Source organism: Salinisphaera sp. (genome assembly GCF_035690525.1).
Classification (GTDB): Bacteria; Pseudomonadota; Gammaproteobacteria; order Nevskiales; family Salinisphaeraceae; genus Salinisphaera.
This window is the reverse complement of sequence record NZ_DASSKM010000085.1, coordinates 26,789-43,766: the sequence shown is the minus strand read 5'-3', so window position 1 is coordinate 43,766 and position 16,978 is coordinate 26,789. Positions and strand designations below refer to the sequence as shown.

Below are 16,978 nucleotides of genomic sequence, written 5' to 3'. Positions count from 1 at the left end.
CCTGCTTCGGACGCCCGGTAAGCCCGTATTGGGATTACGCGTTGGCGGCCATTGCGCGAATGCGCTCGGCAACGCGCGCATGGGCCGGTAGCGCCATGCCCAGCGATGTGCCCTGACGCAGCAGCCAACCGTTGATGGATTCGATTTCGGTGACCGCGCCGGCATGAATATCGGCCCGCATCGACGACGTGTTGGCCGCCGTGGCCGAAACCACGGCGGCGACCCGCTCGTGTGAATTTCCCGGCCAGTTCGGATCCAACCGGGCGAGCAGCGCGTCGGCCTCGTCGATTAGCGCGGTCATCTCGGCGTACAGATCGGCGCGCTCGAGCAGAGCGCCGTTGGCCACGTCGTCGATCGCCGTCAACGGATTGAGCGCGGCGTTGACCACCAGCTTGCGCCATTGCGCCGGCCGAACGTCCTCGGCCCACGCCAAGCCCGGCCAGCCGGCGGCCAGCGCGTCGAACCAGGGCGGGCGCGGCCCGCCGCCGAACGTCGTCGTGTTCTCGGCCACGACCCGCACGGCGCCGTCGGCCGCGCTCATCACGGCGCTTGTCGTTACCCCCTCGATCAGGCGCTGGCCTGCGGCCAACCGACCGTCCAGGCTGCCGAGTCCGTTTTGCAGACGAATCACGGTGGCGTCGTCGGTCAGCCGTACGCGCCCGAGCGCCGCCGCGGAGTAGGGCGTTTTACAGGCGACGATGAGCCGCGAGACCGGCGGGCATTCGGCGGGCGGCTGCACGGGCAAGTCGAACTCGTGACGCCGCACACCCTCGGCGCGGTCGAAAACCAGCCTGATTTGGCGACGATGCGCCGGGCCCGGGCGAACGATGGTGATCCCGATGCCCGCCCGGCGCAGGTAGAAAGCGGCCAATGTGCCGACGCGGCCGGCGCCCACCAGATGCCAGTGCGTGCCGTCGTCGTCTGCGCCAATGTTCGTTGCTTCATGCATACTCTGTTTCCAACGGCCATCGACGCCTCGCGGGCCCTGTTATCGTTGCGCCGGGGTTCGTGGTTATCCGAATAACCAAAAAGAGGGTATTTCGACAGCCATATCAGAGTTTCGCCCAAGCGCTGATACGCGTGGTTGAATGGACGATACCCGGCTTGTTTTTAGCGCAAAGCCCTTGGCGTGCCCGCACGCGGGCGTCGGCTCGGTAATCCTCTTTCGATTCGTGTTTGGCGAGATCGCGAGCGGCTGATAACGTCGCTGTCCAAGCCGTTGCCAGACGACGCGCCGACCGGGTATCGGCGCGTCGGCCGGGGCGCAGAGTATCGGGCTGGCTTGCCGTCGTCGCGGTCCCATGCGGCGGGTGGTCCGGCTCGGTATCGGGCGGCGGGGGATACCCCCGCCGCCCATCCCGATTCGAACGCCAGGATTTCCCGCCGGACCTGGCCGTAGGCAAACAGCGAGCACAGTACCGCGATATCGGCGGCCGCGCCGGATCGCCACAGCGAGATCAGCAGGCCGGTTCATCTCCTGCCCGCCGCCATAGCGCGCGCTCGGGTAGAAGGCCCGCGCGGACAGCCGGGTCTTGGGGCTTCGATCCTCGGGCATGCGTTGGGTGAATAAAAATCAATTGTTCCCTAGCCAGGGCTTGTTGCCGTTTCATACGGCACCGCGTTGCAACCCCAAATCGTGTCAGCCAAGGCGCAGAGCGCCGACCGCAGTCATTCTGCGGTCAAGCTCTGCAACGCCGGATGGCGCGATTTGGGGCCGCAACCCGAAGGGCCGGGGGCCCCATGTTAATTATTTATGGGCCGCAATCTAGCGTTGCAGCGCGCTACGGTAGAATGACTACCGTACGCCCGCTGCGCCTTGTCTTGCGACAGCTCGAATACATTCGGGCGGCCGCCGGCGCGGCGTCGTATGAAGCGGCAACAGGCCCCAACCTGCGCCTGTGTGCTCCGAGGCTGTTGCTGCGTAATACAGTGGACGCCGCCGCCGCGCGCGAAGATCGCGCGGGCGTCCACGCCGACGATGCGCCGGCCCGGATACAGCTCGGCCAGAATCGAGCGGGCTTCGGCGTCGGCCGGGTCGTCGAAGGTGCCCACGATCACCGCCCCGTTGATCGGCAGATGATTGATATAGCTGTAGTCGACGAAGCCGTGGGCATCGCGCAGCCGCCGCGGCGCGGGCAAGGCCGCGATGCGCCAGGCACCGCCGGCGGCCGTGGCGGCCGATTCGAATACGCGCTTAGTTTCGCGGCTGATCGCGTGATCGGGGTGGCCGGGATCGCGCTGGTCGTGTACGACCACGCACTCCGGCGAGGCCAGCGCGGCCACGATGTCGACATGGCCGAAGGTGCCAAAGCGCTCGGCGTCGCGGTGTAGCCCACGGGCCAGCCAGATGGCGTGATCGGCGCCGAGCGTGCGGGCCATTTCGGCTTCCACGTCCGCCCGCGAAAGCCTGGGGTTGCGGCGCGGATCGCGTTGGACCGTGTCGGTGAGCAACACCGTGCCGGCGCCGTCGACGGCGATGCCGCCGCCCTCGTTGACCAGATCGGAATCGATACGCGCCGCGCCGGCGAGGCGCGCGATCGTGCTCGCCACGCGATCGTCGCGTTCCCAGCGCGCCCATTCGCGCCGGCCCCAACCGTTGAAGCGCCAGTTCACCGCACCCAGCGCGCCGTCGTCATCGAGCACGAAACTCGGCCCAATATCGCGCAGCCAGGCATCGTCGAGCGGCACGGTCACGCGTTCGACCGCCGCCGAGACATAGCGCGGCGCGATGTCCTCATCGGCCGGGTCGACCAGCATCGTCACCGGCTGGAACTCGGCGATGGCGTGGGCCACGGCGGCCCAGGCGCGTCGAGCCTCGGCTATGTCGTCGGCGTTTTCGCCGGCGGTCGGCCCGACCGGCGGAAAACCCATCCAGACCCGGGCTTGCGCCACGGTTTCGGCCGGCATCCGCCAGCCGGTGACGACCTCACTCATCGCCATCGCCCTCGGCAGCCGGCCCGCCGAGCGGCCGGTCGGCGGCGACCGGCGCGGTCAGCGCGCCGTAGGTGTCCGGGCGCCGGGTCGCCAGAAACGGGAACAGCGTCAGCCAGTCGCGCCGCTGATCCAGATCGAGATCGGCCACCAGAATCGCTTCGGCATCGCGCGGCGCGGCGACCAGCACCCGGCCGTAGGGATCGGAGATGAACGAGCTGCCGTAGAAGGTCAGCCGACCTTCGTCGCCGATGCGGTTGGGCACGATCATGAACGTGCCTGCCGTGATGCCGTTGGCCACGATTACCTGGCGCCACAGCGGTTGGGTGTCGAAATCGGGGAAATCCGGTTCGGAACCGATCGCGGTCGGGTAGACCAGGATCTCCGCGCCGCCGAGCGAATAGGCACGGGCGACCTCGGGGAACCATTCGTCCCAGCAGGTCGGCAAGCCGATCGCGGCATCGGCCAGCGCGCCGTGGCGATAGACCGGGTAGGGGTCGTCGGCTGGACCTTCGCGAAAATAAGTGTTCTCGAAATAGCCTTCGGTGACCGGGATATGCAGTTTATGGGTGGCGCCGATCAGCGTGCCGTCGGGGGCGACCAGGATGGCGGTGTTCAGCCCGAGCCCGTCCGCGCCCTCGGCGCGCTGATAGAGCGATGCGTGCACCGCCACACCGTGGCGCCGCGCGGCGTCGCGGGCGAAGGTCATCGTCGGCCCGGTTTCCAGATCCTCGGCGCCGTCGGCCGCGGTGCCCGTCGCGCGCCGGTCGGCCGGGTAGCGCATGAGCGTGATTTCCGGCATAAACACCGCCGCGGCGCCGGCTTCGGCGGCGCGGCCGATGGCGGCGTCCAGCGCGGCGACGAGCTTGTCGCGATCGGCGCGCCAGGCGTGCTGCACCAGTGCTACGCGCAGCGGTGCGCGCGGCGACGGCTTGGCGCGGGCCGGTGAAAGGGGCGGGTTCGTGTTCTGAATCAGTTGCATGGGGTACTCCCGGCGGCATCGCCGCCGAATTGCCGGATCAGGGCGCGGCGTAGCAGGGCGCGCGCCTCGTCCGTGGACAGGCGGCCGGTGAGCCAGCGCTGCGACAGGCCGTCGACCAAGGCCGTGGCGATCGCCGCCTGGGCATCGGCGGCTTGCCGGTTCGGTGGCGCGGTTTTGCCGGCGGTCTGCATCAGGCCGTCGGCGATGCGCCGCTGCCAGTCGGCCGTGGTGGCGCGCAGATGCGCGGCCAGGGCGCTGTCGAAGACCGCCGATGCATTGATTTCGTGCCAGGCGGCGGCGTGATCGCGTACCTCGGGGTCATCCGAGATTTCGTCTACCAGGTTATCGATCAGCGCATCGCGCCCATCGCCGGCCGCGCGCGCCCGGCCGGCTGCGGCCGTATCGTTGACGTGGGCCAGGGTCGCGGCGAGCAGGCCGTCGCGATTGGCGAAATGGTAATACAGCAGGCCCGAGGACACGCCGGCCTCGCGCCCGATATCCGCCATGCGCAAACCGCGCACGCCGTGCCGGGCCAGGCAGCGTACGGCCGCCGCCACGATACGCGTCCGGGCTTCGTCACTATCGGGCCGGCGGGTCATGGCAAGTCGATTCCCAAGATAATGGTCAGGGTAATTGCAGGGCGCTTGAGGGCCGTTCATGCGCCATTCGAACGCCGCTCTGGCATCGATTATCATACTGACTGAATATTCAGTCAAATACTGGATATTACCGGGCCGATCGATGTTTCGGCCGCGACGATCGCCCAACGGCGGCCGGCCCGGGTAGGATAAAGTCATTCATTCAGGCGCCGGCGCGACGCCGGCACCGCGACAAGGATTTCGTCGATGGCCAAGAACACGATCGCCGATGTGCTGGCCGATCTGCTCATCCAGGCCGGCGTAGCGAACGTCTGGGGTCTGCCGGGCGATTCGCTCAACGGCTTTACCGAAGCGCTGCGCAGGCGGGAGAAAATCCGCTGGATCGGCGTGCGCCACGAAGAGGTCGCGGCACTCGCGGCCGCCGGCGAGGCCGATGCGCATGGCGGATTGGCGGTTTGTGCCGGCTCCTGCGGGCCGGGCAATTTGCATCTGATCAACGGCCTGTTCGAGGCCCAGCGCGCCAATGTGCCGATGCTGGCCGTGGCCGCCCAGATTCCATCATCCGAGATCGGGCTCGGCTATTTTCAGGAAACGCACCCGCAGAATCTGTTTATCGAATGCAGCGATTACTGCGAGTTGATTTCCAACCCGGACCAGATACCGCAGGTGCTGGAAGCCGCGATGAGCAGCGCGATCGTCAACCGCTCGGTATCGGTCATCGTGTTGCCCGGCGATGTGGCGTTGTCCGAAGCCCCCGAGCATTCGCTGCGCTGGCAGCCGCCGGTGCGCCCGAGCGTGGTGCCGCCGAACGACGCGCTCGACGTGTTGGCCGGGCATCTCAACGCGGCGTCGAAGATCACCATTCTCGGCGGTTACGGCTGCGAGGGCTATCACGACGAAGTGCTGGCCCTTGCCGAGCGCATCAAGGCGCCGATCGTGCATGCGCTGCGCGGCAAGCAATCGCTGGAATACGACAACCCCTACGATGTCGGCATGACCGGCCTGATCGGCTACTCGTCGGGCTATCACGCCATGCGCGAATGCGATCTGCTGATCATGCTGGGCACGAACTTCCCGTACCGGGAATTCTTCCCCGCGCACGGCCATATCGTGCAAATCGATATCCGCGGCTCGCACCTCGGCCGACGCAGCCCGCTAACGATGGGGCTGGTCGGCGATATCGGGCCCACGCTGGCGGCGCTCGTTCCCAAACTCGAACAAAACGCGAGCACCAAGTTTCTTGACGCCTGCCAGTCGCACTACAAGAAAGCGCGCGAAAATCTCGACGATCTGGCCACGCCGCGCGCCGACGACCAGCCGTTGCACCCCCAGTATCTGACCGCCCGCGTCTCGGCGCTGGCGCACGACGACGCCGTGTTCACCACCGATGTGGGCACGCCGACCGTCTGGGCCGCGCGCTATATTCACATGACCCGCGAACGCAGGTTGACCGGCTCGTTCATGCACGGTTCGATGGCGGTGGCCGTGCCGGCCGCGCTCGGTTGGCAGGTCGCCTATCCGGAACGCCAGGTGGTGGCGCTGGCCGGCGACGGCGGTGTGACCATGCTCATGGGCGATCTGATCACGCTGGCCGTCGAGAAGCTGCCGGTGAAGGTCGTCGTCTACAACAACGAATCGCTCGGCTTCGTCGCCATGGAAATGAAAGCGGCCGGTTATGTCGATTCCACCACCGACATTCCGCGGGTCGACTTCGCCAAACTGGCCGAATCGCTCGGCATTCGCGGTATCCAGGTCACCGCCTCGGCCGATCTCGACGAAGCGCTCAAGCGCGCCTTCGAACACGACGGCCCGGTCGTAGTCGATGTGCGTACCGCCAAACAGGAACTGTCGATGCCGCCCAAGATCGAGGCCAAACAGGCCCGCGGCTTCTCGCTCTACATGCTGCGCGCGGTCATGAACGGGCGGGGCGATGAAGTCGTGGATTTGGGCCGGACTAATTGGTGGGGGCGGTAGTCTTCCAGCGTGTCGCGATGGCGCGGGGCATAACGCCGCCCAGGCGTGGCCGCCGAGCGACTGGCTCATCCGCGACAACGTAGTGTCGGTCGATCCACTTCTTCAGCATTTGTCGCGCATTGGTGCGAGGCGGCGGTACCGGCGTGCATATTTCCAATTCTTGAAAATTCAATTATTGCAACACGTTATTATTGTATAGTGCACTGACCGCGCTTTAACGGCTTCAATAAGCCGCGCGTTCGGGGTACGGTCGAATCAAGATCGAGGCGAGGGGACGCCGTGGAGACCCGATTGCATCTCAAGCCGGGCCAGAATGGGACCAAACAATTGGTTCGGAAGTATGGCGACAGGCTGGTTTGCGTCCGCTATCGCTACGACAGCGATACCGGGCGAATAGCCGGGAGTAGCATTTGATGCAGCGGCCGACAGATGAGCCCGTGCTCGTCCGAATCGCTTACGAAGAACGAGACCTTCGAGAACGGGTCCGACAAGCGGGTGGACGCTGGCAGCCGGCGGAACGCGCCTGGGTGCTGCCTTATGGTATAGCGGCCGAGTTCGAACTGACCGCTCGCATCGTTGGAGATATATAGATATGGATGGGATATATATAGGACTAGATATATGTCGTCTACTTGGCGTTAGCGCTTAAAAGGGGGATCAATGAGTTTGGAAGAGCAACTTACTAGATGGACATCACCTTCGAGTGATACTGAGCAGGATAAGCAAGAACGTACTGAGCGGATGATTCGCCAAGCCGTGGATGCACACACCACGTTCAATAATTGTGACCTGAAAATCTATGCGAAAGGGTCCTATGCCAACAACACCAACGTTCGGGCTGATAGCGACGTGGATATTGCTGTCGAGTGCACGGAGGTTCTCTACTGGGAGGAAGCAGAACAAGGGCTCCATCCGCCTGGCAACAAATATGAGGGCGTTTGGACTCCCACAAAACTCAGATCTGAACTGCTTGCTTCCCTGAAAGCAAAGTTTGGTGAAAACGTGGATAGTAGCGGATCGACCGCAATACAGATAAATTCTGGATCTTCCCGAGTCGATGCTGATGTAGTTCCGTGCTTTAGCTATAAATATTATCTACAAAATGAAGTTCGCCCGGGGACCAAAATTTTCAAAACTGACGGAAGTAGCTTGGTCAACTATCCAGTTCAACAGTTGGATTATGGGATCGCTAAAAATAAGCGCACAGGCTACTCCTATAAAAGGGGCGCGCGGTTGCTAAAACGTATCGAGAACGTTATGGCTGAGGGTGACGAGTTTCGAGAATTGCCGTCATTCTTCGTTGAATGCCTAGCATATAACTGTCTGGATACAATATTCGCACGGTCGACTTGGACGGATCGCCTTCGAGGGATGCTTGTACACATTTGGGAGCAGCTTCAGGGTGAAGAGCCGACTAATGGGCGGTGGGTCGAAGCGAACGAGTGTTTCTATCTATTTTATCCGTCTCAAGACTGGTCACGCGAAGATGGACGTGACTTCGCCAAAGCGGCTTGGAATCATTTTGGGTTTAAATAATGCGCAACGTGACGTTACGGAGCTCAATGTACTTATTGATTGGCGCGTCCGCTATCGTGTGGTTTTCTCTTGCATATCTTAATGGGCTAGATCTATCAAAAGCCAAGGACTTCTTCAGGTTGATTCCGAAAGTCGTAAGCATTGATCTTTTGTTGATAGCGGTGTTCGTCAAATGGGGGTGGGAGTTCAAATTATTTCGTGGGTGGCTGGTTCCGTTCCCCAACCTAAGCGGAACATGGATGGGGTGCATTTATTCTGACTGGAAGAATCCACAAACCGGCGAGAAACCACCACCAATACCCGTAATGCTGAACGTATCACAGTCATTCTTCCATCTAAGTTGTGTCATGAGAACTGGAGAAATGGAAAGCCGCTCCTTTTCGGAGGGGTTTCTGATAGATCCTGATCGCCAGTTAAAGGAATTCGCGTATTCGTACACAAGTAAACCGCTTGTTAGCTTAAGTGAAAGAAGTACTCCACACGACGGTTCGGTGGTGTTTAGGATTATTGAAAAGCCAAAGCGAAAGTTAGTTGGCCGATACTGGACAGAGCGCCTGACAAAAGGGGAAATAGCACTTGAATATCACACTAGCGAATTGCTTGAAGAGTTACCATGCTCGATTGGCGAGCACCCGGTCACCGAGGATAACAGCAGGCGCTAACAAATCGCTGCAGCCGACCGTCATCCCGCTACGCGGGCTGCCGGCGGCTGAGCTCAAGCGTTAGGCGGCGCGATATCTCTTTATTGTTGTGAGGTTAAATGTTCAAGTTACAGGTTATTGATCGCCTGACGTCTGAATTCGGAAAACCAAGCCGAACAACCGTCAAGGTTACAGCTTTTGATATTGCTACTTCGCTGGGGGTAGTCGTTCAGACAGACCAGCCTAACAAGGAAGATGCCGCGTTCGTCTGGCTGCCATACCCGCCAGACGACCAAACCATTCCAGAAATTGCATTCGGAAAGGGGTCAGACACGTTTTCCCGGAAAGGCGGAAAGGGGTCAGACACGTTTTCCCGGAAAGGGTCTCGGAAAGGGGTCAGACACGTTTTCCAGACACGTTTTCTGTGCACGGAAAGGGGTCAGACACGTTTCCAGACACGTTTTCCACTAGGCTCTGCAGTTGACTGCCAAACCGCTTCGCGGTTTGGTCCCTCCGCAGCCTTCGGCTGCTCTGGCGGCAAGTGAGCTTGGGCATTGGGCATTAGGCATCAAAGAGAATCTTGTTACTTGATACTAATGGGAATATCATAACCCATGAGTAAGGCCGACAAAATTCTGGAGAAGATGCGTCGTAATCCGAAGGATTGGCGTATGGAGTCCTTAGAGACGGTTGCCCAGAGACATGGCGTTGATGTTCGAAAAACGGGTGGCAGCCACTTTGTTTTTCTGCACCCGGATTCGGAATTAGCAGTTACCGTGCCGTTCAAACGTCCTATTAAGCCGGTTTACATTACCCAGTTTCTTGCTCTACTGGAAGATATCGGAGTTCAGTGATGCAGCAGGAATTTGATTACCCGTTCGAGTTACGGCCTCTGGCCAACGAAGAAGGTGGCGGCTGGCTAATTTCCTTTCCGGATTTGCCAGGGTGCATTTCCGATGGTGAAACACCGGAGGAAGCTATTGCAAACGGTAAAGATGCCTACGCGGCGTGGCTCCAGGCAGCAAGAGAGGCCGGGCGCGAAGTGCCTAATCCCGGTGAGCTTCCCAGTGGAAAATTTATTGCCAGAGTTCCGCGTAGTTTGCATGCGCGCCTTACTGCTCGCGCGCGGCAGGAAGGCGTTAGCATGAATGCTCTTGTTTCCTCATTTCTGGCCGAGAGTCTCGGACGTAAGGAAGGAACTCGACGGTAATGCCCACGAGAAGGCCAACAAACCTGTCTCTTGATAATGCCTCGTTCCAGGAAGCGAAGGCACTTGGGGCCAACGCATCAAGGTCCGTTGAGGCAGGTATTGCTGAAGCCGTGAGACATTCAAAACGGGAGCAGTGGCTTTAGGATAATGAAGCTGCCTTGAAGAGTTCTAACGAGTATGTCGACTCCAACAGCCTTCCGCTATCCCAGCATCGCCAGTTCTGATGGCGCGTTTCGACGTGTGTCGAAACCAGGGCGGTAGCTGATTCCGAAGAAGCCGAAGGTTGGTACGAAAATCGGCAGGGCGTGGTCGCAATATTCGGCGGCCCGGTTGTCGCGGGCGCGATCCCAGACGTTGCTCGTGTTCGAGCCTCTAGCAGCAGGCAGGCGACGGCGCGACGAAACCGCCGCGTCGCCGCCGGTCCTTGGTCGTTATACGCCGATCTTGTTCAGCGCCTTGCCGGACAGCAGGTTCTTTTCGATCTTCTCCAGCGAGATGCCTTTGGTTTCGGGTACGAGGCACAGCGTGAACACGATGAACAAGGCGTTGACCGCGGCCAGGATACCGAAGGTCCACGGCCCGCCGATGCCGGCAATCATGACCGGGAAGAAGAAGCCGATGCAGAAGTTGCCGATCCAGTTGGCGCCGGTCGAGGCCCCGATCCCGAAATCCCGGCCCCGAATCGGCTGGATTTCGGCGCACAGCGTCCAGATCAGCGGGCCCGCGGACATGGCGAAGCCGACCACGAACAGCAGTACCATCGCCAGCGCGCCGTATTGCAGCAAGGCCGTGCTGGCGCCGAACGTCAGGATGAAGCTCAGCAACGCCATGGTCACAGCCATGATGGCAAAGCCGGCGTAGAGAATCGGTTTACGGCCCCAACGATCGATGAAGGCGATGGCGATGAAGGTGGCCAGCACGTTGGTCAGACCGGTGATCACGGTCGCCCAAAGACTGGCCGACGTGCCGTCGAAGCCCGACATCTTAAAGATTTCCGGGGCGTAATACATGATGACGTTCATGCCGGTGAACTGCTGCACGAGTTGCAGCGCGATGCCCAGAAAAACGGACCGGCGGAAGTTCGGGTTGTGCTTGAACAGCGCGTAACCCTGCGACTCGGACTCCTGTTCGATCGCTTCCTGGATCTCGCCCATCTCGTATTCGACCTCCTCGGAGGTGCCACGCAGCCGGGACAATACGTTGCGGGCCTCGTCGATCCGGTCCTTTGCGGCAAGCCAACGCGGGCTGTTGGGCACCGCCAGGGCGCCGAAGAACAGCAGCACGGCCGGGATCACCAGCACGCCGAACATCCAGCGCCAGCTCTCGATATAAGAGAACAGCAGGTTGGAGACGAAGGCGGCCAAAATACCGATGGTCACCATCAGTTGATAAAACGAGATCGTCGTGCCGCGGATGCGCTCGGGCGTGACTTCCGACAGATACAGCGGCGCGGTGAACGAGGCCACGCCCACCGCCAGCCCGAGCACGATACGGCCGATCCACAGCAGCGTCGGCCCGGGCGTGACCACGCAGATTATCGCGCCGACGATGAACAGCAGCGACGAGACCAGCAGTGCGCGTTTGCGGCCCATGCTCTTGGAGATCGAGCCGGCGGACAGGGCGCCGATGGCGGCGCCCACCATCATGGAGGACACGATCCAGCCTTCCATCGCCGAGGACAGGTTGAAGTCCTGCTTGATGAAGGGTAGCGCGCCCGATATGACGCCGATGTCCATGCCGAACAGCAGGCCGGCCAAGGCGGCCAAGCCGCAGGACAGCCAGACCATGGGCACGATTTCGGCGTGCGTGACGCTTTCGGGCGTCGATTTCGATGTCGATGTTGCAGCACCAGTAGCACCGGCCATATCGAATCTCCTTGAATACAGGGGGAAATAGAAAAAGCTACGTCTAAAATATCCGCGATGGCAGGCCCTGCCCATCGCCGAAGGCTAGGCATAAGACTAATGTCTCAGATAGCTGGAACTTATGTTCCGCTTGTTGGAACTTTTTGGCATACGGCGGATGAGCAGGCGATGAATACGACTCCGTCCGGGCGAGCGATCCCGCGCAGCGCGGCCCACATGCGCTCGAGCGCCGCCTCGGCCTCGCTGTTGATCACGTAGCCGGCCGCGGCGTGGTCCGCGACACCCCGCCAGGTGGGCCTGCCAGGTGGGCTATATCGGCAAGCGTACGGGCGTTCATCGCGAATCGGTTCTTCTTGTGTAAGACTTTTGTCTGGAGCGCTGATTTTTACTTGATTTTGCGTCGGCATGGTTTCAGCTATACGCCGAAAGATGTAGCCGCCGTTGTCGCGGATCGCCCGTTCCCGGAGTTGCCATGCTCGAACTTACTCCCGATGCCGTTCTGCTCGATCAGACCGCCGACGACTGGCGCGACGCCCTGATCCAGGCCGGTGCGGCGCTCTCCCGGGCCGGTTTGGTCGATCCCGCCTACGGTCAGGCGTTGTTTCAGCGCGAGGGCGAGTCTTCGACCTATGTCGGCAACGGCATCGCCATTCCACACGGCACGCCGGCATCGCGCGATTACGTCAAGACCACCGGTCTGCGCCTGCTGCAATATCCCGACGGGCTGGATTGGCACGACGGCAACCGGGTATCGCTGATCATTACCATCGCCGCGGTCAACGACGAACATCTGGATATCCTGCGCCGGCTCACCCATGTGCTGGATGCGCCCGGCGTGGCCGAAGGGCTGGCGAGGGCCGAAAAAGCCGCCGATGTCATCGCGCTGTTGTCGCGGACGCCGGTCGAGCCGCGGCTGGATCGCGCGACGGTGGCGGCGCGGGTGCCGGTGTCCTCGCGTGAGAGTCTGGCTATGGTGGCCGCCGCACGGCTGCTGGAAGCCGGCGTGGCCGGGCCGGCCTTCATCGGCGAGATCGTGGGTCAGACCCCGGTATCGCTCGGCGACAAGCTCTGGCTTGTCGAGGGCAGCGCCGAGGTCACGCAGCCGGCGCTCGGCGTGGCCACGCCGGCCGAGGTGGCCGATGCCGCCGCGGTGTTCGTGTTGGCACGCGCGGCGCACGCCGGCCGCGCCGCCGCCGACGCGACGCGAAGCCTGCTCGAACGTATTCTGGCGGTGCTCGAATCCGGCGAAGCGGCCGGTCTGGCGCAGCTCGACGCCGCCGAGCTTATCGGCCGTCTGGCCGGCGAATCGGCCGCCACCGAGGTGCTGCGCGTGCGCGTGCGCAACGCCCACGGCCTGCATGCGCGCCCGGCCAAGAATCTGGTACAGGTCGCGCGCGAGCAGCGCCTGCCGATCAAGGTAAGGCTGGAGTCGGGCGGCGCTGATCCGGTATCCGCGGCGAGTCTGACCCGGGTGCTCGGGCTCGGCGCGCGACGCGGCCAGATGCTGGTGTTCTCGGCCGAAGGCCAAGGCGGGAACGAGGGCGCGACCGCCGCGCTCGAGGCGATCGGCAACGCCGTGCGTTCCGGCCTCGGAGAAGACGTGTTGCCGCTGGAGGACACCGGCGCGGCCCGGCCGTCGCGCAACAAGGCCGAGCCGCGTGTCTATGCGCCGGCGCCGGCCGCCGATACCGCGCTCGACGCGGTGCCGGCCTCGCCCGGCATGGCGATCGCGCCGGTGTTCGTGCTGCGGTTGCCGGAATTCGATTACGCCGAAACCTCGGACGACTCGATCGGCGAGCGCAAGCGGCTCGATGCCGCCATTCGGGCCGCCTACGGCCAGCTTGCCGTGCTGACCCGGGCGGCCGACGGCGGCGACATGGCCGAGATCCTGTCCATGCACGAAGAGATGCTGCGCGATCCCGAGCTGCGCGAGGCCGCGATCGAGGCGATCAACGAAGGCGCGTCCGCCGAGGCCGGTTGGTGGTCGGCCGTCGAGACCTCGGCCCGGGCCCAGGCCGCGCTGCCCGACCGGATTCTCGCCGAGCGCGCCGCCGATCTGCGCGACGTCGGCCGGCGTGTGCTGGGGCTGCTTTGCGGCGTGGCCATGCCTCAGCCGCCGGACCATCCCTATATTCTGGTGGCCGAGGACATCGGGCCGGCGGACGTGGCCCAGCTCGATACCGAGCGCGTGCGCGGCCTGCTCACGGCCAAGGGCGGGGCCACCTCGCACAGCGCGATCCTGGCGCGCTCGCTCGGCATCGCCGCGGTGGTCGGCGCTGGCGAGGGCGTGCTGTCGCTCGCCGACGGTATCGAGATGATCATCGACGGCGAGCGCGGTCGCGTGGTGCCCTCGCCCGCCGCCGAGCGCCGCGAGCGCGCCGAGCGGGCGATCGCCGAACGCGCCGAACTCGAGGCCGAGGCGTTCGCCACCCGCTTCGAACCGGCGATTACCACCGATGATGTGCGCATCGAGGTCGCGGCCAACCTCGGCAATACCGCGCACGCCGCCGACGCGGTCGAACGCGGCGCCGAGGGCGTGGGCTTGCTGCGGACCGAATTCATCTTCATGGCCCATCCCGCCGCGCCTGATCTGGACACCCAGGTCGCCGAGTACAGACGGGCTTTCGACGCGCTCGGCCCGGATCGGCCGCTGGTGGCGCGCACGCTGGATGTCGGCGGCGACAAACCGCTCGACTATTGGCCGGTGCCGCCGGAGGGCAATCCGTTTCTCGGGCTGCGCGGTATTCGGCTGGCGCTCAATCGGCCGCAGATCCTGGAAACCCAGATACGCGCGTTGATTACCGCGGCCGAAGGCCGTCCGTTGCGCATCATGTTCCCGATGGTCAAGGACGCGGCCGAGTTCCATGCGGCCAAGGCCATCTACGAGCGCGTGCTCGGCGAGTTCGAGCGCGTCGATGTCCAGCTCGGCGTGATGGTCGAGGTGCCATCTTGTGCGTTGCTGGCCGACACGCTGGCGCCGCACGTCGACTTCTTCTCCATCGGCACCAACGATCTGACTCAGTACACGCTGGCGATCGACCGCGGCCATCCGCAGTTGTCGGGCCAGGCCGACGGCCTGCATCCGGCCGTGCTGCGCTTGATCCTGATGACCGTGGCGGCGGCCGAAGCGCATGATTGCTGGGTCGGCGTCTGCGGCGAGCTGGCCAGCGATGCCCAAGCGGTCGACGTACTGGTCGGGCTCGGCGTCAACGAACTTTCGGTCAACGCGCGTCAAGTGCCACTGGTCAAGGCGCGCGTTCGCCGGCTGTCGCAGGCCGAATCCTCCACCCGTGTTGAAACGCTGTTGGCGTTGGCCACCGCCGCCGAGGTGCGCGAACAGCTCGAGACCGCCGATTTCCGGGCGCCGGCGGATTGAAAAAACAGACCCTGGAGTCGAAGAATGAATATCACCATAGTCACGGCCTGTCCCGGCGGAAATGCCACGTCGTGGCTGGCGGCGCAGCGGCTGGCGCGGGCGGCCGAGCGGGCCGGGCATACGCCGGCCGTTCACGGCGAGAATCCGGGCGCGGCCGATCTGGTCATCGTTGCCGCCAGCGCGCCGGTCGATCTGTCGCGCTACGCAGGCCGGCCGCTGTATCGCGCGACGCCGGCCGATGCGCTGGCCGATCCCGGACGCGTGATCGAAACCGCGCGAGGGGCGGCGACGCCCTACGATCCGGCCGAGGATGCCGAGCTCGAACCGGAGCCGGCGGCCGAGCCGGTGAGTCGGGCCGGCGGCGACGGCGCCCGCATCGTCGGCATCGCGGCCTGCCCGTCCGGCGTGGCGCATACCTTCATGGTCGCCGAGGCATTGACCGATGCCGGACGTTCGATGGGCCACGAGGTGCGGATCGAAACCCAGGGCTCGGTCGGAGCCCGGGACGCGCTCACCGACGAGGAGATCGCGGCGGCGGATATCGTGCTGCTGGCCTGCGATATCGAAGTGGACGACTCTCGCTTTGCCGGTAAGCGGGTCTATCGCGCCTCGACCGGCGCGGCGTTGCAGCGCGCGCGGGCGACGATCGAGGCCGCGTTGGCGGAGGCCGCGGTCGAGCCCGAAGGCCCGGCCGAAGGCGGCGCACCGGCGCCGGAGCCGGAGCCCCAGGACGCCGTGAAAGACGGCATCAAGGACCGCGGCGTCTATAAACATTTGTCGGCTGGCGCGTCGTTCATGCTGCCGATGGTGGTGGCCGGCGGTTTGTGCATCGCGTTGTCGTTCGCGTTCGGCATTCATGCCGCGGACGAACAGGGCAGCTTCGCGGCCGCGCTGATGCAGATCGGCGCCGGCTCGGCGTTCAAGCTGATGGTGCCGGTGCTGGCCGGTTATATCGCCTATTCCATCGCCGGCCGGCCGGGCTTGACGCCGGGGCTGATCGGCGGCTGGTTGGCCACCGGTATCGGTACCGGCTTCATCGGCGGTATTGTCGCCGGCTTTCTCGGCGGCTATACCGCGCTCGCGGTCAAGCGTCTCGTACCGCTGCCGGCGAGCATCCAGTCGCTCAACCCGGTTCTGATTATCCCGCTGCTGTCGAGTCTGGCGACCGGGCTAGTCATGATCTATGTCATCGGCGCGCCGGCGGCGGCGACCCTCAGCACGCTCACGAGCTTCCTGAATTCGATGGGTTCGACCGATGCCGTGATGCTGGGTCTGCTGCTGGGCGGCATGATGTGCCTCGACATGGGCGGGCCGATCAACAAGGCCGCCTATGCGTTCGGCGTGGGCTTGTTGTCCACGCATACCTATCTGCCGATGGCCGCGATCATGGCCGGCGGCATGGTGCCGCCGATCGGGCTGGGCGTGGCCAGCCTGGTCGCCCGGCCGAAGTTCGATGCCGCCGAGCGCGAAGGCGGCCTGGCCGCGCTGGTGCTCGGGCTGTGCTTCATCACCGAGGGCGCGATTCCGTTCGCCGCCCGCGACCCGTTACGGGTGATCCCTTGCTGCATCGCGGGTGGCGCGGTGGCCGGCGGCTTGAGCATGTACTTCAGTTGCAAGCTGATGGCGCCGCACGGCGGTTTGTTCGTGCTGCTCATTCCCAACGCGATCAACCACATCGGCCTTTATTTGGGCGCGATTGCCGCCGGTTCGCTGGTAACCGGGCTGGTTTACGCCGTGATCAAGCCGCGCCTGACCGGCGGGGCGGGCGCGGCCGATGTCGCCGATTCGCTCGATCTGAATCCCTCGCGGGCATCCTGACGCTCGCCATCCCGCTCTTTCGTAGCGCGACGCACCGGCGCATATT

General features: G+C 63.7%; 13 protein-coding genes. 8 read left to right on the top strand and 5 right to left on the bottom strand.

The window, feature by feature from the left end; genetic code table 11:
* Window positions 1-34 precede the first annotated feature (34 nt).
* From VFJ08_RS06280 to VFJ08_RS06265, 4 genes are all read right to left on the bottom strand, one after another.
* Entirely contained in the window at window positions 35-949 is a 915-nt protein-coding gene (locus tag VFJ08_RS06280) for a 2-dehydropantoate 2-reductase (RefSeq protein WP_324996295.1), read from the bottom strand.
* Window positions 950-1,743: 794 nt separating this feature from the next.
* Window positions 1,744-2,934 (bottom strand): agmatine deiminase family protein, encoded by a 1,191-nt coding sequence (locus VFJ08_RS06275; protein WP_324996293.1) that lies wholly within the window; start codon window positions 2,932-2,934, stop codon window positions 1,744-1,746.
* On the bottom strand, window positions 2,927-3,913 hold the full coding sequence (locus VFJ08_RS06270; RefSeq protein ID WP_324996291.1) for a nitrilase-related carbon-nitrogen hydrolase: 987 nt from the start codon (window positions 3,911-3,913) through the stop codon (window positions 2,927-2,929). The genes VFJ08_RS06275 and VFJ08_RS06270 overlap by 8 nt, the downstream gene beginning before the upstream one ends.
* The gene (locus VFJ08_RS06265) at window positions 3,904-4,512 is read right to left on the bottom strand and encodes a TetR/AcrR family transcriptional regulator (RefSeq protein WP_324996289.1); all 609 of its coding nucleotides are present in this window, start codon (window positions 4,510-4,512) and stop codon (window positions 3,904-3,906) included. The genes VFJ08_RS06270 and VFJ08_RS06265 overlap by 10 nt, the downstream gene beginning before the upstream one ends.
* 246 nt (window positions 4,513-4,758) lie before the next feature.
* On the opposite strand from VFJ08_RS06265, the gene poxB reads away from it, so the two are divergent.
* The 6 genes from poxB to VFJ08_RS15735 all read left to right on the top strand — a co-directional run bounded on the left by poxB (window position 4,759) and on the right by VFJ08_RS15735 (window position 10,016).
* Entirely contained in the window at window positions 4,759-6,486 is a 1,728-nt protein-coding gene (gene poxB / locus VFJ08_RS06260) for a ubiquinone-dependent pyruvate dehydrogenase (RefSeq protein WP_324996287.1), read from the top strand.
* 660 nt (window positions 6,487-7,146) lie between these two features.
* Window positions 7,147-8,022: a nucleotidyltransferase gene (locus VFJ08_RS06255; RefSeq protein WP_324996285.1), complete on the top strand. Its 876-nt coding sequence runs from the start codon at window positions 7,147-7,149 to the stop codon at window positions 8,020-8,022.
* Window positions 8,023-8,048: 26 nt separating this feature from the next.
* Window positions 8,049-8,684 carry a hypothetical protein gene (locus tag VFJ08_RS06250; protein WP_324996283.1) on the top strand — a complete coding sequence of 212 codons (636 nt, stop codon included), beginning with the start codon at window positions 8,049-8,051 and terminating at the stop codon, window positions 8,682-8,684.
* Between the two features lie 593 nt (window positions 8,685-9,277).
* The gene (locus VFJ08_RS06245; RefSeq protein ID WP_324996281.1) at window positions 9,278-9,517 is read left to right on the top strand and encodes a type II toxin-antitoxin system HicA family toxin; all 240 of its coding nucleotides are present in this window, start codon (window positions 9,278-9,280) and stop codon (window positions 9,515-9,517) included.
* Window positions 9,517-9,873, top strand: a complete 357-nt coding sequence (locus VFJ08_RS06240; RefSeq protein ID WP_324996279.1) for a type II toxin-antitoxin system HicB family antitoxin — start codon at window positions 9,517-9,519, stop codon at window positions 9,871-9,873. Before VFJ08_RS06245 ends, VFJ08_RS06240 begins: the two co-directional genes overlap by 1 nt.
* Window positions 9,873-10,016 (top strand): type II toxin-antitoxin system CcdA family antitoxin, encoded by a 144-nt coding sequence (locus VFJ08_RS15735; protein WP_349256960.1) that lies wholly within the window; start codon window positions 9,873-9,875, stop codon window positions 10,014-10,016. Before VFJ08_RS06240 ends, VFJ08_RS15735 begins: the two co-directional genes overlap by 1 nt.
* A gap of 288 nt (window positions 10,017-10,304) precedes the next feature.
* On the opposite strand, the gene VFJ08_RS06235 is transcribed toward VFJ08_RS15735, so the two are convergent.
* Window positions 10,305-11,738 (bottom strand): sugar porter family MFS transporter, encoded by a 1,434-nt coding sequence (locus VFJ08_RS06235; RefSeq protein WP_324996277.1) that lies wholly within the window; start codon window positions 11,736-11,738, stop codon window positions 10,305-10,307.
* Between the two features lie 472 nt (window positions 11,739-12,210).
* On the opposite strand from VFJ08_RS06235, the gene ptsP reads away from it, so the two are divergent.
* The gene (gene ptsP / locus VFJ08_RS06230; RefSeq protein ID WP_324996276.1) at window positions 12,211-15,114 is read left to right on the top strand and encodes a phosphoenolpyruvate--protein phosphotransferase; all 2,904 of its coding nucleotides are present in this window, start codon (window positions 12,211-12,213) and stop codon (window positions 15,112-15,114) included.
* A gap of 24 nt (window positions 15,115-15,138) precedes the next feature.
* Entirely contained in the window at window positions 15,139-16,932 is a 1,794-nt protein-coding gene (locus VFJ08_RS06225) for a fructose-specific PTS transporter subunit EIIC (protein WP_324996273.1), read from the top strand.
* Window positions 16,933-16,978 lie beyond the last annotated feature (46 nt).

Coding starts and splice junctions, on each gene's coding strand:
- VFJ08_RS06280 (WP_324996295.1), bottom strand. CDS start 949: ATGCATGAAGCAACGAACATTGGCGCAGACGACGACGGCACGCACTGG.
- VFJ08_RS06245 (WP_324996281.1), top strand. CDS start 9,278: ATGAGTAAGGCCGACAAAATTCTGGAGAAGATGCGTCGTAATCCGAAG.
- VFJ08_RS06270 (WP_324996291.1), bottom strand. CDS start 3,913: ATGCAACTGATTCAGAACACGAACCCGCCCCTTTCACCGGCCCGCGCC.
- VFJ08_RS06275 (WP_324996293.1), bottom strand. CDS start 2,934: ATGAGTGAGGTCGTCACCGGCTGGCGGATGCCGGCCGAAACCGTGGCG.
- VFJ08_RS06240 (WP_324996279.1), top strand. CDS start 9,517: ATGCAGCAGGAATTTGATTACCCGTTCGAGTTACGGCCTCTGGCCAAC.
- ptsP (WP_324996276.1), top strand. CDS start 12,211: ATGCTCGAACTTACTCCCGATGCCGTTCTGCTCGATCAGACCGCCGAC.
- VFJ08_RS06255 (WP_324996285.1), top strand. CDS start 7,147: ATGAGTTTGGAAGAGCAACTTACTAGATGGACATCACCTTCGAGTGAT.
- VFJ08_RS06235 (WP_324996277.1), bottom strand. CDS start 11,738: ATGGCCGGTGCTACTGGTGCTGCAACATCGACATCGAAATCGACGCCC.
- poxB (WP_324996287.1), top strand. CDS start 4,759: ATGGCCAAGAACACGATCGCCGATGTGCTGGCCGATCTGCTCATCCAG.
- VFJ08_RS06225 (WP_324996273.1), top strand. CDS start 15,139: ATGAATATCACCATAGTCACGGCCTGTCCCGGCGGAAATGCCACGTCG.
- VFJ08_RS06265 (WP_324996289.1), bottom strand. CDS start 4,512: ATGACCCGCCGGCCCGATAGTGACGAAGCCCGGACGCGTATCGTGGCG.
- VFJ08_RS15735 (WP_349256960.1), top strand. CDS start 9,873: ATGCCCACGAGAAGGCCAACAAACCTGTCTCTTGATAATGCCTCGTTC.
- VFJ08_RS06250 (WP_324996283.1), top strand. CDS start 8,049: ATGTACTTATTGATTGGCGCGTCCGCTATCGTGTGGTTTTCTCTTGCA.